The sequence below is a fragment of the Streptomyces telluris genome (assembly GCF_024519335.1).
In the GTDB taxonomy this organism is placed as follows: domain Bacteria; phylum Actinomycetota; class Actinomycetes; order Streptomycetales; family Streptomycetaceae; genus Streptomyces; species Streptomyces telluris.
In genome coordinates this window covers 432,184-450,219 of record NZ_JANIID010000002.1, presented here as the reverse complement: position 1 = coordinate 450,219, position 18,036 = coordinate 432,184, and the positions used below count along the sequence as shown (strand labels likewise).

Below are 18,036 nucleotides of genomic sequence, written 5' to 3'. Positions count from 1 at the left end.
ACGGGCCCCACCCCCGTGTGCCGCCGGAACGCGCCCGGTGGGCCTGAGTGCCGGGGAGGACACACGAGCATGTTCGCACCCGGGAGCTGAAGCAGCGCTGAGGATTCCTTAAGGGGTCTTCAGGTCACGGACCCGCGCTCCGCGCCATGCTGAAGGCATGCGAATACTGGTGGTTGAGGACGACCGGCGGCTCGCTGAACTGCTGCGCCGCGGCCTGGTCGCCGAGGGGTTCGCGGTGGAGGTCGCGCACGACGGGCACACGGGCCTGCACCTCGCGGCCGAGGACGCCTACGACGTGATCGTGCTCGACGTCATGCTGCCCGGCCTCAACGGCTACCGTGTGTGCGCCCGGCTGCGCGAGGCCGGCGTCTGGACGCCGGTGCTCATGCTCACCGCGAAGGACGGCGAGTACGACGAGGCCGAGGGCCTGGACACCGGCGCCGACGACTACGTGACCAAACCCTTCTCCTACGTGGCCCTCGTCGCCCGGCTGCGCGCCCTGGTGCGCCGCGGCCGGCCCGAGCGGCCGGTGCTGCTGCGGATCGGCGACCTGCAGATCGACCCCGCGAGCCGCTGCTGCCGGCGCGGCTCCGTCGATCTCACCCTCACCGCCCGGGAGTTCGCGGTCCTGGAGTACCTCGCCCGGCGCGACGGCGAGGTCGTGGCCAAGGCCGAGATCCTCGCCCATGTGTGGGACGAGGCCTTCCAGGGCGACGTGAACATCGTGGAGGTGCACGTCAGCGCGTTGCGCCGGAAGATCGACGCGCCGTTCGGGCGGCACACCATCCAGACCGTGCGCGGCGTGGGCTACCGGCTGGCGGCCGACGCCCCCGCAGGGTGAAACGGCGGCCCGGCCGGGTGCGCGAGCTGCTGCGGCCCGCCTCGATCCGGGGCCGGCTGACGTGGCTCGTCGCCGTCTCGGCCCTGCTCCCGCTGATCGCCGGCGCGGCGCTGGCCGCGGGCTCGCTGCGCGACTACCTGGCGCGGGAGGCCCGGGACTACACGGTCCGCTCGGTCGCCGGCGTCCCCCGGCTCGCCGACGGCGACCCGGACGCGCAGCTGTACTACACGGCCGAGAAGCTCCGCGACGACCCGCGGCTGGCGGTGTCCACGGGCATCAGGCCCGCCCCGCCGCGCTGGGAGCCCGACTCCCGGCCGCCCGAGCACGAACCCTCCCACGGCGACGCGCTGTTGTCGCTGTGGCCGTGGACCGACCCCGGCAGCCGGAGCCCCGGCCTCGACTACGTCCAGTCCGGCACCGAGGGCCGCTACCTGCACGTCGCCAACCGGCTCCAGGTCGAGCAGCGCCGCCTCAACCACATGGGCCGCCTCCTCGCCGGCGCCGTGCTGCTGGTGACGGCCGCCCTCGCGGGCGCAACGTGGTTCGTGGCCGGGCGGGTGCTGCGCCCCGTGGAGGCGATCCGCACCCAGTTCGCCGAGCTGACCGCGCACCACCTGGAACGCCGGGTGCCGGTGCCCCGCACGCGCGACGAGGTGGCCCGGCTGGCCGCGACGATGAACAAGACCCTCGACCAGCTGCAGGCGGCCGTCGACCTGCAGCGCCGGTTCGTCGGGGACGCCTCGCACGAACTGCGCAGCCCGCTCGCCGCCCTGCGGGCCGAGCTGGAGATCGCCCTCGCCCACCCCGGGGACGCCGAGTGGACGGCGGTCGCGGAGGCCGCGCTCGGCGACACCCGGCGGCTGCAGAGCATCACGTCGGACCTGCTGCTGCTCGCCCGGCTGGACGCGACCGGCACCGACGGGCTGCCGGGGGCCCAGCCCCTCGACCTCGCCGCCCTGGTCCGCGAGGAGGTCCGGCGCCGGCCGGAGGGGCGGCGGGCCCTGGAGGTCCGCATCGAGGGAGGGGCCCCCGTCATCGTGCAGGGCCGCCACACGCTCATCGCCCGCCTCCTGGGCAACCTCCTAGACAACGCCGACCGGCACGCCGTCCGCGCCGTCACCGTGCGCCTCGGTCTCGGTCCCGGCTCCGGCTGCGACGCCGCGAGGCGGGTCGCGGTCCTGCACGTCGAGGACGACGGGCCGGGCATCCACCCGGACGACCGGCAGCGCGTGTTCGAACGCTTCACCCGGCTCGACGACGCCCGTACGCGCGCGACGGGCGGCACGGGCCTCGGCCTCGCCATCGCCCATCACATCGCGACCGTCCACCGCGGGACCCTGGAGATCACCGACAGCCCGCGCGGCGCCCGGTTCACCACCACGCTGCCGGTCGCGGACCCCTGCCCCGCCAAGGACCCCGCGGACTGAGCCGGAGGAACGAACCGGAGGAACGAGCCGGAGGAACGAGCCGGAGGAACGAGGCGGAGGAACGAGGCGGTGGAACCAGCCGGCGGAACCAGCCGGCGGACCAAGATCTAACTCATGGCGTCAGAACCCCCGACACAGTTGAATATGCGCACACACATCCGACATCGGGGGGTTCATGTTCGACTTCGTCATCCTCGCGCTGCCCGCACTCATGGCGGCGGGCGGCATCGCCGGCATCGTGTGGGCGGTGGTGCGGATGCGGCGCCTGCGAGCCGCGTGGCGCAGCGGCATCGAGGTGCCGGGGCGCTGCCTGCGCCTGTACGCGACGACGGTCACCCGCCGGCAGGGCACGCACCGGTCGTCCTCGACCACGCTGCACCACGTCTACGAGTTCACCGACGGGGACGGGCGGCACCGGCGGTTCGAGGAGGCGGGCGGGTCGGCGACGGTCATCGAAGGGGACACCGTCGTCGTCCGCTACCCGCAGGGCCGCCCGGACCGGGCCACGGCCCTCCCGCCCGGTGACGCCAGGACACGGGTGGGCATGGGGATCCTCCTGGGGTTCCTGTCCTTGTTCGTGGCCGGGTGCGTGGGCTTCGGGGTCTTCTACCTGAGCGTGTTCAAGCCCGCGAAGGAGAAGGTCACGGAGCGGATCGAGGACTCGTGGCCGTCGGCCCCGCCGGCCGCTCCGCCGACCACTCCGCGGGTGACGCCGCCGGCTCTGCCGTCCCCGCCGGACGGCCCGCCGGACGACCTCCCCACAGGAGTCCCGAGCGGCTTCCCCACGGACTTTCCCACCGGATTCCCCACCGGCTTCCCGAGCGGGTTCCCCTCCGGCCCGCCGAGCGGCTTCCCGGCGGGCCCGCCCTCTGGCGGCCTCAGCCGCTGACGGTCCGCCCGGCGACCTCGGACAGCACGCGCCCGAACGCCCGCAGCCGCTCCGTCTCCGCTGCCCGCTGCCGCACCAGCCCCAGGGCGGAGCGGGGCAGGCCGGTCACCGGGACGAAGGCGATGTCGCGGCGCCCGTGGTAGTCGGCCGTCGGCCGGCACAGCAGCATGCCGGCGCGCCCGGCGGCGGTGAGGGTGATGCCTTCCTGCAGCGTCGTCACCTCCGGGCCGCGGGGGACCGGGCGCCCGCCGGGCGTGACCGCAGGGGCCTGGGCCGCGCGCCAGTACGCCGGGGCGGGGGCCGCGGGCACGACGAGCGGGCAGTTCGCGAGCTCCTCCGCGCCGAGCTCGGCGCGCCGCGCGAAGGGGTGCCGGACGGACACCGCCAGCGTCTGCTGCTGCCGGGAGAAGACCGGCCCCACGGCCAGGTCCGGCTCGTCCGCGGGCAACAGCACCACAGCCGCGTCGACTTCGCCCCTGCGTACGGCGCCGAAGGGGTCGCTCAGTGGAATCTCCACGAGCTCGACCACGCACCCGGGCCGGCGCTCCTGGAACGTTCCGACGGCCTCCATCACCCCGCCGTCCGCCGTGCCCTGGAAGCCGATCCGCAGGACGCCCTCCACCCCGCGGGCGGCGGCCCGGGCGTCGTCGACGACGCCCGCGAGGGCCCCGTACGCCGGCCGCAGCCCCGCCAGGAACCGTTCGCCGAGCGGCGTGAGGGCCACCCGGCGGCTGGTGCGGTCGAACAGCCGCGCGCCGATGCGGCCTTCGAGGGAGCGCAGGAGCTGGCTGACGCGGCCCTGTGACACGTAGAGCCGCTCGCCGGCCCGGCCGAAGTGCAGCTCCTCGGCGAGGACCAGGAAGCACTCGAGCTCCCGCAGGTCCGCACCCACGCCCGCCTCCCTGCGCGACTCCACGCCCGTGCCTACGCCCATGCCCGCGCCTGCGTCTGCGCCCGTGCCCACGTTCCGCCCTCCGCCGACCGATTAGTCCTGCTCATCAAAGGATGAGAACTCCGGCGTTGTTCCCGGCCGCACCGCCGCCGAGGCTGAGGCCCATGGAGCAAGGTGCAGCAGAGCAAGGTGCAGTGAAGCAAGGCGTAGTGAAGCAAGGAACAGCAGAGGCGGAAGTGAAGGGCGGCCGGTCCGCGGTGGTCGCGGTGGCCGCCGCGACGTTCTCGGTCGTGACGAGCGAGATGCTCCCCGTGGGGCTGCTCACCCCGATCGGATCCGGGCTGGGCGTCCCGGCCGGGACGGCCGGTCTGACGATGACCGTGCCCGGGCTGGTCGCGGCGGTCGCCGCGCCCGCGGTGACGGCGGCCGTCGGGCGGCTGGACCGGCGGTGGGTGCTGGTGGGGCTGATGGCCCTGCTGGCCGTGGCCAACCTGCTGTCGGCGCTGGCGACCCACATCGCGGTGCTCGTGGGGCTGAGGGTCCTGGTGGGGGTGTGCATCGGGGGCGTGTGGGCGATAGCGGCGGGGCTGGCGGTACGGCTGGTGCCGCAGCGGTCGGTGGGCCCGGCCACCTCGCTGATCTTCAGCGGCATCGCGGTCGCGTCGGTGCTCGGCGTGCCGGCCGGAACCCTGGCCGGCGGACTGGGCGGCTGGCGGGCGGCGTTCGCGGCCATGGGCGTGGTCTGCCTGGCCGTGACGGCGGCGCTCGCGCTGCTGCTGCCGCCGCTGCCGGCGGAGCGCGCCGTCCGGGCGGGCGAAGTGGCGGGCCTGCTGCGCCTCCCGGGTGTACGGGCGGGCCTGCTGGTCGTCGTACTGATCGTGGCCGGGCACTTCGCCGGCTACACCTTCGTCCGGCCAGTCCTGGAGCGGGCGTCCGGAGCCGGGGCCGGTCTGATCAGCGGGCTGCTGCTGGCGTACGGCGTGGCGGGCGTGGCCGGCAACTTCCTGGCGGGCTCGGCCGCCGCGCGCAACCCGCGCCGCACCCTGCTGGTCATCGCTGTCGCGCTGGCCGCCGTGCTCCCGGCGATGTCGGTGCCGGCCGGCGGGGCGGTCGCCGCCGGTGCGCTGATCGTGGTGTGGGGGCTGGCGTACGGCGGGGTGTCGGTCTCGACGCAGGGGCTGCTGACGGCGGCGGCGCCGGGATCGCGGGAGGCGGCCTCGGCGCTGTTCGTCTCGGCCTTCAATGCGGCGATCGCGCTGGGGGCCCTGCTGGGCGGGCGGGCCGCGGACGCGGTGTCGCTGCCGGCCGCCCTGTGGCTGGGCGGACTGCTGGTGGCGGGGGCGCTCGTGGTGCTGGTGATGCCGGCGGCCGCCGCCCGCCGGTCGCGCGCCGCGGCCGCGGACCTTCCGTGACGAACCCCTCCGCAACGGGGGTCATGACCCGGCGATCGCTGGGTATACGCCGGTCGACAGAGGTGACGTAGCAGGTCAGGCACAGCAGCGACGAGGGAGCCGCCGGATGGTTGTGATCGAAGCCCCGTACGGGGACGCCGCCCGGGCGCGTCACGCGACGGCGGAGTTCCTGGCCCGTCACTGCCCGTGGGCGGATCCCGAGGCCGTCGTCCTGGTCGTCTCGGAGCTGGTCACCAATGCCATACGGCACGCGGGCGGCTGGTGGCGGCTGTGCGTGCGGGCCGTGCAGGGCCGCCTGGTGGTGGAGATCGCCGACGCGAGCCCGCGCCCGCCGCAGCCGCGCCCCCCGGACTTCGGCGGCGGCGGGGGACTGGGCTGGCACATGGTCGAACGGCTCGCCGGCCTGCTGGAGGTGGACCGGCGGCCGGACGGAAAGACCGTCCGGGCCACGTGGCTGGGACCTGCGGCCCCGGCGACGGCCCCGGCGACGACGGCGACGACCGCGCCCGCCGCGTAGGCTCACCGCCCGCCGCGCAGGCCTCTAGGCCTCGCTTAGGGCGCCCGTAGGGCCGGGGGAGAGGGCCGGCTTCCCGGCAAGCAAGCCGTCAAGCCGTCAAGGCCGGCCCCCGCCGCCCCGCCCGCACGAGCCCCTGCCGCCCGGGCCCGCCCCGGGCGGCTACTTGTGCCCCAGCATCCCCGCCCGCAGCCGCGTCAGGATCCGCGTCAGCAGCCGCGACACGTGCATCTGCGAGATGCCCAGCTCCGCACCGATCTCGGACTGCGTCATCTCCCCGCCGAACCGCATGCGCAGGATCTGCCGGTCGCGTTCGTCGAGCTCGGCGACGAGCGGTTTGAGCGCGTGCAGGTTCTCGACGCCTTCGATGGCGGGGTCGAGCCCGCCCAGCCGGTCGGCGTAGGTCGTGCCGGACTGATCGGAGCCGTCGTCCACGGGGACGTCGATGGAGCCGGCCGTGTAGCCGTTGCCCGCGACGATGCCCTCGACGACCTCCTCGCGGCTGATCCCGAGGTGCTCGGCCAGCTCGGCGGGCGTCGGCGAGTGGTCCAGCTCCTGCGAGAGCTCGCCGGTGGCCTTCGCCAGCTCGACCCGCAGCTCCTGCAGCCGCCGCGGCACGTGCACCGACCAGCCGGTGTCGCGGAAGTGCCGCTTGATCTCCCCCACGATGTACGGCACGGCGAAGGTGGTGAACTCCACCTCGCGCGAGAGGTCGAAGCGGTCGATCGCCTTGATCAGGCCGATCGTGCCGACCTGGATGATGTCCTCCATCTGGTCGCCGCGGCTGCGGAACCGGGAGGCGGCGAAGCGGACGAGCGAAAGGTTGATCTCGATGAGGGTGTTCCGCGCGTACTGGTACGCGTGCGTGCCCTCCTCCAGCTCCCGCAGGCGTGCGAAAAACAGCCCGGACAGTGCACGGGCGTCGCGAGGCGCCACTGTGGACGCGTCCTCGATGTACGGCAGCCCCCCGACCGCTTCTTCGAGGTGCTGCGGCACAGCCCCCGAATGCCCTGTCGTAACCGTGGATGCCGTGATGGTCACATCGTCCTCCCCAGATCCGTAGGTGACCTCCGAGCGCCTACCCGGCGACCCGTGGCCCATGCATGCCGGTTCACGGAAGGCGCGCACAAGCGGAAGGAGACGGGGCGGACCGGGGGGAACCGGTCGCACGGGGCGGGCAGCCGGGCGACGCCGGACGGCCACCCGCGCGTTCCCCGCCCGTCACCGACGGGCGTGAACATGCCACTCATGACCGCACCGATACCGGCCCGCCGCACCGCAGTTGCCCTCGCCGTCACCGCCCTGGCCACGGCCGCGACGGCCGTCACCACGACGGACGCGACCGCCGCCCCCGCCGACCGCCCGGCCGCCGCCACGGCGAGCGCCGCCCGGACCTCCGGGCCCGCGGGGCTCAAGGGCGTCGACTACGCCGTCTGGCAGCGCGACGTACAGGCCGTCATCGACAGGGCCCTGCCCTACGTCAAGGAGCGCACCGCGGATGCGCACGGCCGGAAGCAGGCCGTCGTCCTCGACATCGACAACAGCTCCCTGGAGACCGACTTCCACTGGACGTACCCCACGCCGGCCATCGCCCCCGTGCTGGAGCTGACGCGGTACGCCCACGCCCGGGGAGCCGCGGTCTTCTTCGTCACCGCCCGCCCCGGCATCCTCGACTCGCTCACCGAGCACAACCTGCGCGAGGTCGGCTACCCCGTCAGCGGCCTGTACGTACGGCACCTCCCGGACCTCTTCCAGGACGTGAGCACGTACAAGACCGCCAAGCGCGCGGAGATCGAGAAGCAGGGGTACTCGATCATCGCGAACATCGGGAACAACACCACCGACCTCGTGGGCGGCCACGCGGAGCGGACCTTCAAGCTGCCGGACTACGACGGCAAGCTGTCGTAGTGGACGTAGCAGTCGTAGCCGCCTCTCCTGCACGCCTCTTCCGCACGCCTCTCCCGTACGCCTCAGTGCCGCGCCTTCGCCCTGTCGAGCGCGGCCACGCCCAGCGCGGCCAGCCCGATCTGGATGAGCCACTCGATCCAGTCGACCCCCTTGGTGTCGTCGACGCCCAGCCAGTGGGCGATGGCCGCGCCCAGGAACGCGGCGGCGATGCCGACCGCGATCGTCCACAGCACCCCGATGTGCTGGCGTCCCGGCACGAGGAGCCGGCCGAGCACGCCGATGATCAGACCGATGACGATGGCACTGAAAATTCCGGAGATTTCCACGGGTCCCCCTTTTGCGGCCTGTTGCCGCCGTTCCGGACCGGTTGCTCTCGATACTTCTGCCCAGCCGCCGGGCGGCGCATGTCCGCCCGTCCGCTCCCCGCACCCTGCCTAGACTGGTCGTGCCGGGCACAGGGACGCGCGGCAGGAACGGGAGAGCGACAGTGGCCGCAGGTGTCGGAAGCTTCGAGGACGTCGAAGAGGACTTCGGCGAAGGCCTCGGCGACCCCTCGGCGGACGTGCTCACCGAGGCCGCCGCGGCCTTCGGGCTGCTCGCCTCGCCCGCCCGGCTCCACCTGGTATGGGCCCTCGCCCAGGGCGAGAGCGACGTCACGGCCCTGGCCGAGCGGGTGGGCGGCGCACTCCCCGCGATCAGCCAGCACCTGGCGAAGCTGAAGCTGGCCGGGCTCGTGCGGTCGCGCCGGGAGGGGCGCCGCATGGTCTACCTCGTGGACGACCCGCACGTCGTCGCGATCGTCCGGCTGATGGTCGGCCAGCTCGCCGACCGCGAGGCCGGCGGGACGGGCCGGGCCGGCGGGCGCGGCGCCGCCCGCACCGGGCGCCTCCATGGCCTGGGAGCCTGACCGCTCCGCCGCGCGAGGAGGCACCGGCATCACCGGCATCACCGGCACCACCCTGGAGGTCCTGCGCGCGCTGGAGAGCGGGCCCCGCGGGCTGCCCGAGGCGGAGGCCGACGAGCGGCTCGCGCGCCACGGCGAGAACGTCTTCCCCGGGCGGCGCCCCGGCCCCTGGCCGCGCCGCCTCGCCCGCAGCCTGCGCGACCCCTTCACCGCCGTCCTCCTCTCCCTCGGCCTGGTGTCGGCGGGCCTCGCCGCCTGGGGCACCGCCTGCGTGATCGCCGTCCTCGTCACGGTCAGCTGCGTGCTGCGCGCGACCGGCGAGCACCGCGCCGACCGCTCGGCGGCCGCCCTGCGCGAGCTGCTGGCCACCACCGCGACCGTCCGCCGCCGCCCCGCGGGGACGGAGGAGCCGGTGACCCGCGAGCTGCCCGTCGAGCAGCTCGTGCCGGGCGACGTGGTCCTCCTCGCCCCCGGCGACCTCGTCCCCGCCGACCTGAGACTGCTGCGGACGACCGGCCTGACCGTGCACGAGGCGGCGCTGACCGGGGAGTCCGCGCCCGTCGCCAGGGGCGCGGCCGGCGACCTGTGCTTCCAGGGCAGCAGCGTCGTCTCCGGCAGCGCGACCGGCGTCGTCGTCGCCACCGGCGCGGACACCGTCCTGTCCGGGGCCCTGCCGCAGGACCGCGGCCGCCGGCTCCCCGGCCCCTTCGACCGCTCCGTGAACGGGATCGCCTGGACCCTGGTGCGGTGCATGCTGCTCGTCGCGCCGCTGGTGCTGGTCGCGAGCGCGCTGGTGCGCGGCCGCGGCATGGAGACGCTGCCGTTCGCCGTCGCCGTGGCGGTGGGCCTCACCCCCGAGATGCTGCCGGTCGTCGTCACGACGGCCCTGGCGCGCGGCGCCGCCCTCCTCGCGCGCGGCGGCGAGGTGATCGTCAGGCGGCTGCCCGCGCTGCACGACCTCGGCGCCGTCGACGTCCTGTGCGTCGACAAGACGGGCACGCTCACCCAGGACCGGCCCGTGTTCGCCTGCGCGGTCGACGCGGAGGGCCGCGAGGACCCGGCCGTGCTGCACTGGGCCGCCGTGGCCGCCCTCTGGACCCTGCACCTCGCCGAGCTGCCCGCCCCGGACGCCCTCGACGAGGCGCTCCTCGACGCGGACGAGGAGCGGGGCGGCGGCGCGGACGGCGTCGAGGGCGTCGCGGCGCTGCCCTGCGGCCCCGGGCGCCGCATCGCGTCGGCCCTCGTCCGGGTGGCGGGCGGCGAGCCGGGCACTCCGGCGGACTTCCGGCCCGGCTCCCCGCCGGATTCCATGCCGGATTCCATGCCGGATTCCATGCCGGGCTCCCTGCCCGGCTCCCTGCCGGGCAACGTCCGCCTGCTCCGCCCGGCCGCGGCCGCCGGCACCCCCGCGGGCCGGTACGTGCTCGTGGTGAAGGGCGCCGCGGAGGACGTCCTGGAACGGTGCACGCGCGTGAGCGAGGAAGGCCGCGCCCGGGCCATCGGCGCTGCCGACCGCTCCGCCCTCGCCGCCCGGGCGGACGCCCTCGCCGCGAGCGGGCTGCGGGTGCTCGCCGTCGCCCTCGCCGAGCGGCCCGCGAGCGCGAGCCCGTACGCGCCCGAGGACGAGCAGGAGCTCACCTTCGCCGGCTTCGTCGGACTGCAGGACGCCCTCGCGCCCACCGCCGGGGAGGCCCTGGCCGTCCTCGCCGGCCGCGGCGTGACCGTCAAGGTCCTCACCGGCGACCACCCGGGCACGGCCGTCCGGGCCTGCCGGGACCTGGGGCTCGACCCCGGCGAACCCCTCACGGCCGCGCGGATCGACGCGGCCGGCGACGCCGAACTCGCCCGGCTCGCGGCCCGCACCACCGTCTTCGCCCGCTGCGCGCCCGAGCACAAGGCCCGCGTCGTCCGCGCCCTGCGCGCCTCCGGCGCCACGACCGGCTTCCTCGGCGACGGCGTCAACGACCTCGCCGCACTGCGCGCCGCCGACGTGGGCATCTGCCCGCGCGACGGGGTGGCCGCGGCACGCGAGGCGGCCGACGTCGTGCTCGCCTCGAAGGACCTCACCGCCCTCGACCGGGCCGTCGTCGCGGGCCGCCGCAGCACCGGCAACATCGCCGCCTACCTGCGCATCACGCTCTCGTCCAACCTCGGCAACGTCATCGCGATGCTGGCCGCGGGCCTGCTCCTGCCGTTCCTGCCGATGCTGCCCGCGCAGGTGCTCGTGCAGAACCTGTGCTTCGACGCGGCCCAGCTCGCCCTCGCCTTCGACCGGCCCGGGGCCACGGCCCACCTGCGGCCCGTGGTGCTGCGCCCGCGCGCCCTGTTCCGCTTCATGACGGGCTTCGGCCTGCTCAACGCCACCGCCGACCTCGCGACCTTCGGGGTGCTGGCCCTGACCGTGCACCCCGGCGCCGGCGCCGCGGGACAGGCCGCCTTCCACGCGGGCTGGTTCACGGAGAACCTGCTGACCCAGGCCCTGGTCATCCTCCTGCTCCGCGCCGGCAGGGACGCGGCCGAGCGCCGGGCCCCGCTCCCGCTCCGCCTGGCGACCGCCGGCCTCGCGGTCACGGGCCTGCTCCTGCCCCTGTCCCCCCTGGGCCCCGCCCTGGGCATGACGGCCCTGCCGCCGCTCTACTACGGCCTGATGACCGTCGTCCTGACGCTGTACGGGACGGCGTTGGCGGTGGCGCGCGGGAAAGTCCGCGCGTAGCAAGGCCTGGAGGCCCGCATGCGAAAAAGCCCGCAAACAGCAGCGCACCCGGTCGTTCCGGCTCCCCTCACGGGGGCCGGGGACCGGGTGCGGACAGCGCTATGCCGCCTGATCAGGCCTTCTTGGTCTCCCAGAAGATGCGGTCGATCTCGGCGATGTAGTCCAGCGCCTTCTGGCCCGTCTTCGGGTCGTTGGACGCCTTGGCCGCGCTCAGGGCCTTCAGGGTGTCGTTGACCAGCTGGTGCAGCTGGGGGTACTTCTCGAAGTGCGGCGGCTTGAAGTAGTCGCTCCAGAGCACCGAGACGTGGTGCTTGGCGAGCTCCGCGCGCTGCTCCTTGATGATGAGCGCACGGGCGCGGAAGTCCGCGTCCTCGTTCGCCTGGTACTTCTCCTGGACGGCCTTGACCGACTCTGCCTCGATGCGGGCCTGGGCGGGGTCGTAGACACCGCAGGGCAGGTCGCAGTGGGCGCTGACTCGCACCTTGGGTGCGAACAGGCGGGAGAGCATAAGAGCTGTCCTTCCTCGTGATCGTCTTCTCAGGTGCGAGATTACTCGGTGTGGGAAGGCTTTTCTCGGGTGCCCCGGGGGGCTTAGGACAAAAGTCCAGTGTCAGTCTGGGACTGGTGGAGGATTACGGACCGGGAGGTGCCGCGGTGCAGGAGCAGGTGGACGAGCGCGGGCAGGAGCTGGACCGCGAGCGTCGCGGACTGCTGCGGATCGGGCTGGCCGAGGTCTACAACCCGTCGATGGTGCCGACCCTGAACCCCGGGGACCAGCTGGTCGTCCAGTACGGAGCGGTGGTGCGGCCGGGTGACGTGGTGGTGCTGCGCCACCCGTTCCGGCAGGACCTGCTCATCGTCAAGCGCGCCGTGGAGCTGCGCGAGGGCGGCTGGTGGGTGCGCGGGGACAATCCGCTGGTGGAGAACGACAGCCGGGAGTTCGGGGTCGTGCCGCAGGAGCTCGTCGTGGCCCGCGCGCTGGTGCGGCTGCGGCGTCCCCCGCAGGCGGGTCAGCGCTCGGCGGGCGCGCTGCTGTCGTGGCTGGCCTCGGCGCTCAGGCCGGTGAGGTCGCTGCCGGCCGGGGCCTCGGCCGCGCGGCTCTCCCGGCGCTTGCGGGCCCGGTAGGCGGCGACGTTGGCGCGGGTGGCGCAGCGGTCGGAGCAGTAGCGGCGCGAGCGGTTGGTCGAGGTGTCGAGGTAGGCGTTGCGGCACGGCGACGCCTGGCAGATGCCGAGCCGGTCGACGCCGTACTCCGTCAGGTGCACGGCGAGGCCCATGCAGGCGGTGGCGGCGTACGAGGCGCCGGCGTTGGCCGCGTGGTCGGCGATGTGCATGTGCCACTTGGGGCGGCCGTCCTCGTCGCGGTACTCGTGCCCGGAGACCTGCGGGCTGACCGGATACTCCATCAGCAGGGCGTTGAGGAGGTCCACGGCGCGCACTTCGTCGCCCTCGGCGGCGGCCTCGAAGACGGCGCGCAGCCGGGCCCGGACGGCCCTCAGCCGGGTGACGTCGCTGTCGCCCGCCCGCCGGGCCCCCTGGGCGCTGGGCCCGAAGAGCTCGCGGACGGCGTCGACGGAGGTCAGCGTGTCCGTGCCGCGGCCGGGCTCCTCGCTGTTGACCAGCCGCACAGCGAAGTCCGAGTAATAGGCCAGTTCCACTTGTGGTCCTTACCGAGGGCGGTCCAGGGTCGGCTCACCGGCTTGTAATGGTCGGTGTACGACCGAGGGTATTACACGGTATGACCCGCTGGAGGAACCTCATGGCCGAGGCCGTCGTCGGTACGGACTGGAACGCCTGGCAGGACAGCCGGGACCGGCAGCAGGAGCGGTACCTGCCCGGCCGCGAGGAGCGGTTCCGGGTGATGCTCGACATGGTCGAGGCCCTCGTGGGCCCCGCGCCCCGCGTGCTCGACCTCGCCTGCGGCACCGGCACCATCACCGCCCGCCTGACGGACCGCTTCCCCGGAGCCGTCTCCACCGGCGCCGACCTGGACCCGGCCCTGCTGGCCATCGCCCGCGGCACCTTCGCCGGCGACGACCTCGTCCACTCCGTCACCGCGGACCTCAAGGACCCGGACCGGACCGCGCGGCTCCCCCACGAGCACTACGACGCCGTCCTCACCGGGAACTCCCGTAATCCGAGATGAGCCTCCGGCCCTGGAGTGGAGACCCCCTGTGCCGAGAAAGCCCCGCACGTCCTGCCCGATACCCGGATGTCCTGAGCTGACGACAGGCGGGCGCTGCGCCGACCATGAGAAGCAAGCGAACAAGCAGCGTGTAACACGCGGCGGGAGTTCGTACGGTCCTCGCCGGCCGCGCATCCGGCGCGCATTCCTGTATGCCAATCCGCGGTGCGGGCTGTGTGGCCGTGAAGCCAAGGTTGCGGATCACTTCCCCGACCGCGATCAAGGAGGGTGGGATCGTCCCGCGCGCCGTCCTTGCCGAGCCCGATTGGGCGGGGGCGTCTTCGCCCAACCCCGCTGTAGAGGCTGCGAACGCCCGGTGCCGGGAGGTCGCATCGACCGAGTGGCGCCGCGTCGTCCCGATCTTGGAAGTGGCAGCCGGGGTTGGGGAGGTGGACCACAGCACGGTCAAGGATCTGTGCGTGTGTGTCGCTCGCATCGACCAGGCCGAGCGGGACCTGTCCGAGTGAGGGCTGATGGTCACCGCCGAGCGGGGCACCGTGAAGAACGGTGCTGCCACGATAGCTGGGCAGTACCGCACTCAACTCGCTCGCTACATCCGCGAGTTGGGTCTGTCGCCGAGCGCGCGGGCCGCCATCGCCGCACCGGAGCCCGAGGATGGCGACTCGGATATCTGGGACTGACCCGCCGCGCCACCAGAGTCCCCGTGCTCGTCTCCCTCTGGGGCGGCGGGTGCGGGGGCTTTCGTCGTGTCCGGACTTCACGGCCGGGCGTACGCTGGCTCTACAGGAGCACGCACCACACGCACTAGGCGGGGATCATGAGCGCTCTAGGGGAGAACGTTAGGAAGCACCGGCGGCTTGCTGGTCTGACTCAGGAACAGTTGGCCTACGCCGCTGGTCTGGCACCTTCAACCGTGGCCAAACTCGAACAGGGCGGAAGCGTCCGCATCGAAACCCTTCACATTCTTGCCCGCGCATTGCATGTGAAGACTTCCCAACTCATGGCCTCTGACACACCGGAGCCGGTCCGGGGTGAAGATCCAACCCGCGTCGGGTTGGCCGAGTTGCGGAGCGCGCTTACTCCGCCTTTGGGTATCGAAGATTGCGTCAACGAAAGGCCGGACGAAGAACCGGACCTCCCCGCCCTGCTGGAGGTAATCCGAACCGGCTCAGCATCGTACGACTCCGACAAATTCGGTTCTGTGGCAGGAAAAATGCCGCAGATCATCAGGGATGTAAATTCTGCCGTCGCTTACTACGACAGCGGCGATGAGCATGCGCAGGCCCTATCGGCGCGCGCAGAAGCCTATTTGTTGGGTGGTCGGTACCTGACGCAGGTTCGGCAATACGACCTGGCCTACCATGCGCTGTCGGGGGCAATGCGGGATGCGCGAGCCGTGCAGGATCTGAACACTGCCGGGTACGCAGTCGTCATCATGTCGTGGCTTCTGTTGAGGCAAGGTCGATTTGATGACGCTGAGCGAGCCGCAGTCGAGACAGCGGACCGCCTAGAGCCCCGTATTTCAAAGGCGTCTCCGGAAAGGTTGGCTGTATGGGGGTGGCTTGCTCTGCAAGCGGCTGCCGCAGCTGTCCGCAATAACCGTCCTGACGACGGCGCAGAAGCGCGCAGGATTGCCGAAAGTGCCGCTGCCGCTTTGGGTAGGCAGGCCGATTCCAGGCATCGATTCGGGCGCTTCGACAGTGCCGTTGCTGGAATGAAGGGCCTAGAGGATGAACTGATCACGGAAAACGGCGACCCGTACCGCGTGATCGACGAGTCAACGGCTAAGGCAAGGTTCTCGGATCACGCGATGAAGGCGGCACGTATCGCCGAGACCGACAAGGAATGGAACCGCCATCGGCTGACCGTAGCCACGGCGTACATCAAGGTGGGTGAGCACGATAAGGCCATGGACCGACTGACCGCCGTGGACTACGCGAACCCTCAATGGCTCCGGCATCAACGCATGGCGCAGGACGCTATGGCTGCGATCGTTCAACGGCGTAAGCGCAGGCTCACCGCTGACATGCGTTCGATGGCCACACGCTTGGGCGTGCTGGGCTAGCTGCTACGTAGCGCGGTAGTTAGGGGCGATCATGCCCCCAACTACCGCGCTACTGCACTGGATTGGGTCGTTCCCTGGTCATAGCTTCTCGGTATCCCAGTGCCGAGCGGACCAGGGGCCGAGTGATGGTGCACAGAACGGATGCCGACCGACAGCGCAGGCAGAACCTTGCCGACGCGGCAGCGGGGATCGCGCCCCCATGGGTCCCAAACCCGGGCGTGCTGGTGAAGGACACGAGTCTGGGGAAGATCGGTACGGCTGTGGGGTGGGACGGCGAGAACGGCATGGTCACGCTCGCCCCGCTGGACGGCAGTGGCAGCGACTGGGACACAACCGAGTACAAGCCGCCCAACGAGGTGGACCGGCTGTGGGCTCGCCTGATCAAAGCCAGGGCGGGCCGGCTGTGAGCACCCGCAGCGTGATCCGGCACGTCCAGCACGCGATCGGTACCCACCCGCGCGCAGAGGTCACCGTGACGTCCCGCTGCCTGGATGGCGCCTGTCCGTGGGCACTGGAGCCGACGGCGGACCTCAAGGCGGCCGACGAGGCGATGATGACCCACACGGGCCGCACGGGACACCCGACGTTCGCCCGGACCTTCGAGGACGTGGCGCTGGTGCGCCGTCTGGAACTCAACGAGGGGAGGCACGCGATCCCGCCCTTTCCGAGCGAGGAGCCGCAGCACGAACGCGCGGCCCGCTGAAGACCGCCCGTCCGGCTGCCGCGCCCCTCATTCCCGTGAGACGCAACAGCCGGACGGGTTACCCGGAAAGATCGTCAATGGAGTTTCAGAGATGGCTAGTTGGAGGCTGACCATGATGACCGGCGGGAACCCGCAGGACGACAGCGACAGCGGCAACAAGCACGGCGGGGGCGGCTCCGACGAGGGTGGCAACACCAACGACGGGAAGAACCCGGCGGACGGTAAGTAACTTGAACGCGCACAGCATGGAGGGGGCGGGCCCACAGGGGCTCGCCTTCGCGCTCGTGGAATCCGGAGCGCTAAAAAGCGACTGGTTGCCTACCTTCGAGGCAGTGTCCCGTCACCTCTTCGTGCCAGATGCGATCTGGCCCGGTTGCGCCGGAATGAGTCGGCAGAGTGACCGGGTGATCCGCAGCGAGGAACCGGACGTGTGGTGGGAGGCCGTCTACCGGGACGCGCCGATCACGACCCAGTGGGACGACGGCGCCTACACCGGAGCGGGCAAGGGGAAGGCGCCCACGTCGTCCAGTTCCATGCCCACAATGGTGTTCTCGATGCTGGACGCGCTGAGTATCGAGGACGGGAACAGTGTGCTGGAGATCGGCACCGGAACGGGATGGAACGCTGCCCTTCTCTCCCATCGACTGGGCGCTGAAAACGTCGTCAGCGTTGAAGTGGACGAGGTCAGCGCCGAGGACGCACGTACCCGCCTGAACCTTGCCGGTTTCCGCCCGCTGGTGCACGTCGGCGACGGGGCGCAGGGGTACCCGGAGCGGGCCCCGTACGACCGGCTGATTGCCACCTGTTCCATTGGGAGCGTGCCTCCGGCATGGCGGGCGCAGGTGAAGCCGGGTGGGGTGATCGTGACCCCATGGGGACCGACGTACGGCGGGGAAGCGGTAGCGCGTCTCACGGTCGCCGAGGACGGTTCGGCGTCTGGTCCATTCGTGGGATCGTCGGCGTTCATGCGGATGCGTGCTCAGCGGGTCCAGCGTCGGCATGTCCGTGAGTACCTAGGCGGGAGGAAGTGGCCAGCGGACGGCGTGCAGTCCATGACGTCTCTGTCCCCGGACGACGTGGGCGAGTGGCACGTCATGTTCGCGATCGGGGTGCAGGTGCCCGACGCGTTCCCGTGGATGGAGTCGTACGACGACGGCTCTTACACGCTGTGGCTACGGGACACCGCCGTCACGTCATGGGCGACGGCTGACTACGTGCCGGGGAAGGATGAGTTCGAGGTCTATCAGTCCGGCCCCCGGAACCTCTGGGACGAGGTACTGGCCGCCTACCGCTGGTGGGAAGGGAAGGGCCGTCCCGGCTTCGAACGGTTCGGCCTCACCGTGGACAGCGACGGCGAACGCGTCTGGCTCAACACTCCGGACAACCCCGTATCCGCCCGCACATAGCTCCCCGCCCATCTCCGGCGGGAAAGCAGTCCCCCAAGTGGGGAAGCCTGGCGACCAGTGCCAGGTGAACCCCACTCCGCCCCGCAAGGCAGCCACGCAGGGCCCTGACGGCTGACCCCAAGGGTGCCGCCCCCGTCGTGGTGAGGGACCGCAACAGCCCCGGTCGGCGCTCCCCGGACCCTGGAGCACTGACCGGGGCTCATCTGTTGCATGGGG

General features: G+C 72.4%; 19 protein-coding genes and 2 pseudogenes. 16 read left to right on the top strand and 5 right to left on the bottom strand.

Annotated elements, in window-relative coordinates; genetic code table 11:
• Positions 1–157 precede the first annotated feature (157 nt).
• From NQU55_RS04045 to NQU55_RS04035, 3 genes are all read left to right on the top strand, one after another.
• Positions 158–841: a response regulator transcription factor gene (locus NQU55_RS04045; protein WP_256789718.1), complete on the top strand. Its 684-nt coding sequence runs from the start codon at positions 158–160 to the stop codon at positions 839–841.
• Positions 838–2,268 carry a sensor histidine kinase gene (locus NQU55_RS04040; protein WP_256789716.1) on the top strand — a complete coding sequence of 477 codons (1,431 nt, stop codon included), beginning with the start codon at positions 838–840 and terminating at the stop codon, positions 2,266–2,268. Before NQU55_RS04045 ends, NQU55_RS04040 begins: the two co-directional genes overlap by 4 nt.
• A 175-nt stretch (positions 2,269–2,443) precedes the next feature.
• The gene (locus NQU55_RS04035) at positions 2,444–3,157 is read left to right on the top strand and encodes a DUF3592 domain-containing protein (protein WP_168095918.1); all 714 of its coding nucleotides are present in this window, start codon (positions 2,444–2,446) and stop codon (positions 3,155–3,157) included.
• On the opposite strand, the gene NQU55_RS04030 is transcribed toward NQU55_RS04035, so the two are convergent.
• Positions 3,147–4,091 carry a LysR family transcriptional regulator gene (locus NQU55_RS04030; protein ID WP_168095922.1) on the bottom strand — a complete coding sequence of 315 codons (945 nt, stop codon included), beginning with the start codon at positions 4,089–4,091 and terminating at the stop codon, positions 3,147–3,149. The genes NQU55_RS04035 and NQU55_RS04030 overlap by 11 nt on opposite strands.
• Positions 4,092–4,243: 152 nt before the next feature.
• On the opposite strand from NQU55_RS04030, the gene NQU55_RS04025 reads away from it, so the two are divergent.
• Positions 4,244–5,461 carry an MFS transporter gene (locus NQU55_RS04025; RefSeq protein ID WP_256789714.1) on the top strand — a complete coding sequence of 406 codons (1,218 nt, stop codon included), beginning with the start codon at positions 4,244–4,246 and terminating at the stop codon, positions 5,459–5,461.
• 106 nt (positions 5,462–5,567) lie between these two features.
• Positions 5,568–5,978 carry an ATP-binding protein gene (locus NQU55_RS04020; protein WP_168095920.1) on the top strand — a complete coding sequence of 137 codons (411 nt, stop codon included), beginning with the start codon at positions 5,568–5,570 and terminating at the stop codon, positions 5,976–5,978.
• 159 nt (positions 5,979–6,137) lie between these two features.
• Here NQU55_RS04020 and NQU55_RS04015 read toward each other — a convergent pair whose 3' ends face one another.
• Positions 6,138–7,010, bottom strand: coding sequence for an RNA polymerase sigma factor SigF (locus NQU55_RS04015; protein ID WP_372504623.1), 873 nt, complete (start codon positions 7,008–7,010; stop codon positions 6,138–6,140).
• 213 nt (positions 7,011–7,223) lie between these two features.
• On the opposite strand from NQU55_RS04015, the gene NQU55_RS04010 reads away from it, so the two are divergent.
• The gene (locus NQU55_RS04010; RefSeq protein ID WP_168095042.1) at positions 7,224–7,883 is read left to right on the top strand and encodes an HAD family acid phosphatase; all 660 of its coding nucleotides are present in this window, start codon (positions 7,224–7,226) and stop codon (positions 7,881–7,883) included.
• Between the two features lie 62 nt (positions 7,884–7,945).
• Here NQU55_RS04010 and NQU55_RS04005 read toward each other — a convergent pair whose 3' ends face one another.
• Positions 7,946–8,209 (bottom strand): GlsB/YeaQ/YmgE family stress response membrane protein, encoded by a 264-nt coding sequence (locus NQU55_RS04005; protein WP_168095043.1) that lies wholly within the window; start codon positions 8,207–8,209, stop codon positions 7,946–7,948.
• Positions 8,210–8,370: 161 nt separating this feature from the next.
• Between NQU55_RS04005 and NQU55_RS04000 the strand changes: the two genes are divergently transcribed.
• On the top strand, positions 8,371–8,790 hold the full coding sequence (locus tag NQU55_RS04000) for an ArsR/SmtB family transcription factor (RefSeq protein ID WP_168095044.1): 420 nt from the start codon (positions 8,371–8,373) through the stop codon (positions 8,788–8,790).
• Positions 8,774–11,500, top strand: coding sequence for an HAD-IC family P-type ATPase (locus tag NQU55_RS03995; RefSeq protein ID WP_168095045.1), 2,727 nt, complete (start codon positions 8,774–8,776; stop codon positions 11,498–11,500). Before NQU55_RS04000 ends, NQU55_RS03995 begins: the two co-directional genes overlap by 17 nt.
• A gap of 112 nt (positions 11,501–11,612) precedes the next feature.
• On the opposite strand, the gene sodN is transcribed toward NQU55_RS03995, so the two are convergent.
• Entirely contained in the window at positions 11,613–12,008 is a 396-nt protein-coding gene (sodN, locus tag NQU55_RS03990) for a superoxide dismutase, Ni (protein ID WP_168095046.1), read from the bottom strand.
• 146 nt (positions 12,009–12,154) lie between these two features.
• Here sodN and sodX point away from each other — a divergent pair, with 146 nt between their 5' ends.
• The gene (gene sodX / locus NQU55_RS03985; protein ID WP_058046223.1) at positions 12,155–12,625 is read left to right on the top strand and encodes a nickel-type superoxide dismutase maturation protease; all 471 of its coding nucleotides are present in this window, start codon (positions 12,155–12,157) and stop codon (positions 12,623–12,625) included.
• Here sodX and NQU55_RS03980 read toward each other — a convergent pair.
• Positions 12,511–13,158, bottom strand: a complete 648-nt coding sequence (locus tag NQU55_RS03980) for a CGNR zinc finger domain-containing protein (RefSeq protein ID WP_168095047.1) — start codon at positions 13,156–13,158, stop codon at positions 12,511–12,513. The two genes, sodX and NQU55_RS03980, sit on opposite strands and share 115 nt — an antisense overlap.
• Positions 13,159–13,259: 101 nt before the next feature.
• On the opposite strand from NQU55_RS03980, the pseudogene NQU55_RS03975 reads away from it, so the two are divergent.
• The 7 genes and pseudogenes from NQU55_RS03975 to NQU55_RS03945 all read left to right on the top strand — a co-directional run.
• A pseudogene (locus tag NQU55_RS03975) lies at positions 13,260–13,631 on the top strand (class I SAM-dependent methyltransferase); the annotation flags it as partial.
• Positions 13,632–13,837: 206 nt separating this feature from the next.
• Positions 13,838–14,326: pseudogene (locus NQU55_RS37040) on the top strand (phage terminase small subunit P27 family).
• Between the two features lie 137 nt (positions 14,327–14,463).
• Positions 14,464–15,711: a helix-turn-helix domain-containing protein gene (locus tag NQU55_RS03965; protein WP_168096909.1), complete on the top strand. Its 1,248-nt coding sequence runs from the start codon at positions 14,464–14,466 to the stop codon at positions 15,709–15,711.
• Positions 15,712–15,935: 224 nt separating this feature from the next.
• On the top strand, positions 15,936–16,118 hold the full coding sequence (locus NQU55_RS03960) for a hypothetical protein (RefSeq protein WP_256789706.1): 183 nt from the start codon (positions 15,936–15,938) through the stop codon (positions 16,116–16,118).
• On the top strand, positions 16,115–16,414 hold the full coding sequence (locus tag NQU55_RS03955) for a DUF7848 domain-containing protein (RefSeq protein WP_256789704.1): 300 nt from the start codon (positions 16,115–16,117) through the stop codon (positions 16,412–16,414). Before NQU55_RS03960 ends, NQU55_RS03955 begins: the two co-directional genes overlap by 4 nt.
• Before the next feature lie 91 nt (positions 16,415–16,505).
• A complete protein-coding gene (locus NQU55_RS03950; RefSeq protein ID WP_168092440.1) occupies positions 16,506–16,643 on the top strand; it encodes a hypothetical protein in 138 nt (45 codons plus the stop codon).
• A gap of 16 nt (positions 16,644–16,659) precedes the next feature.
• The gene (locus NQU55_RS03945; protein ID WP_168092457.1) at positions 16,660–17,820 is read left to right on the top strand and encodes a methyltransferase domain-containing protein; all 1,161 of its coding nucleotides are present in this window, start codon (positions 16,660–16,662) and stop codon (positions 17,818–17,820) included.
• The last annotated feature ends 216 nt before the right edge of the window (positions 17,821–18,036 follow it).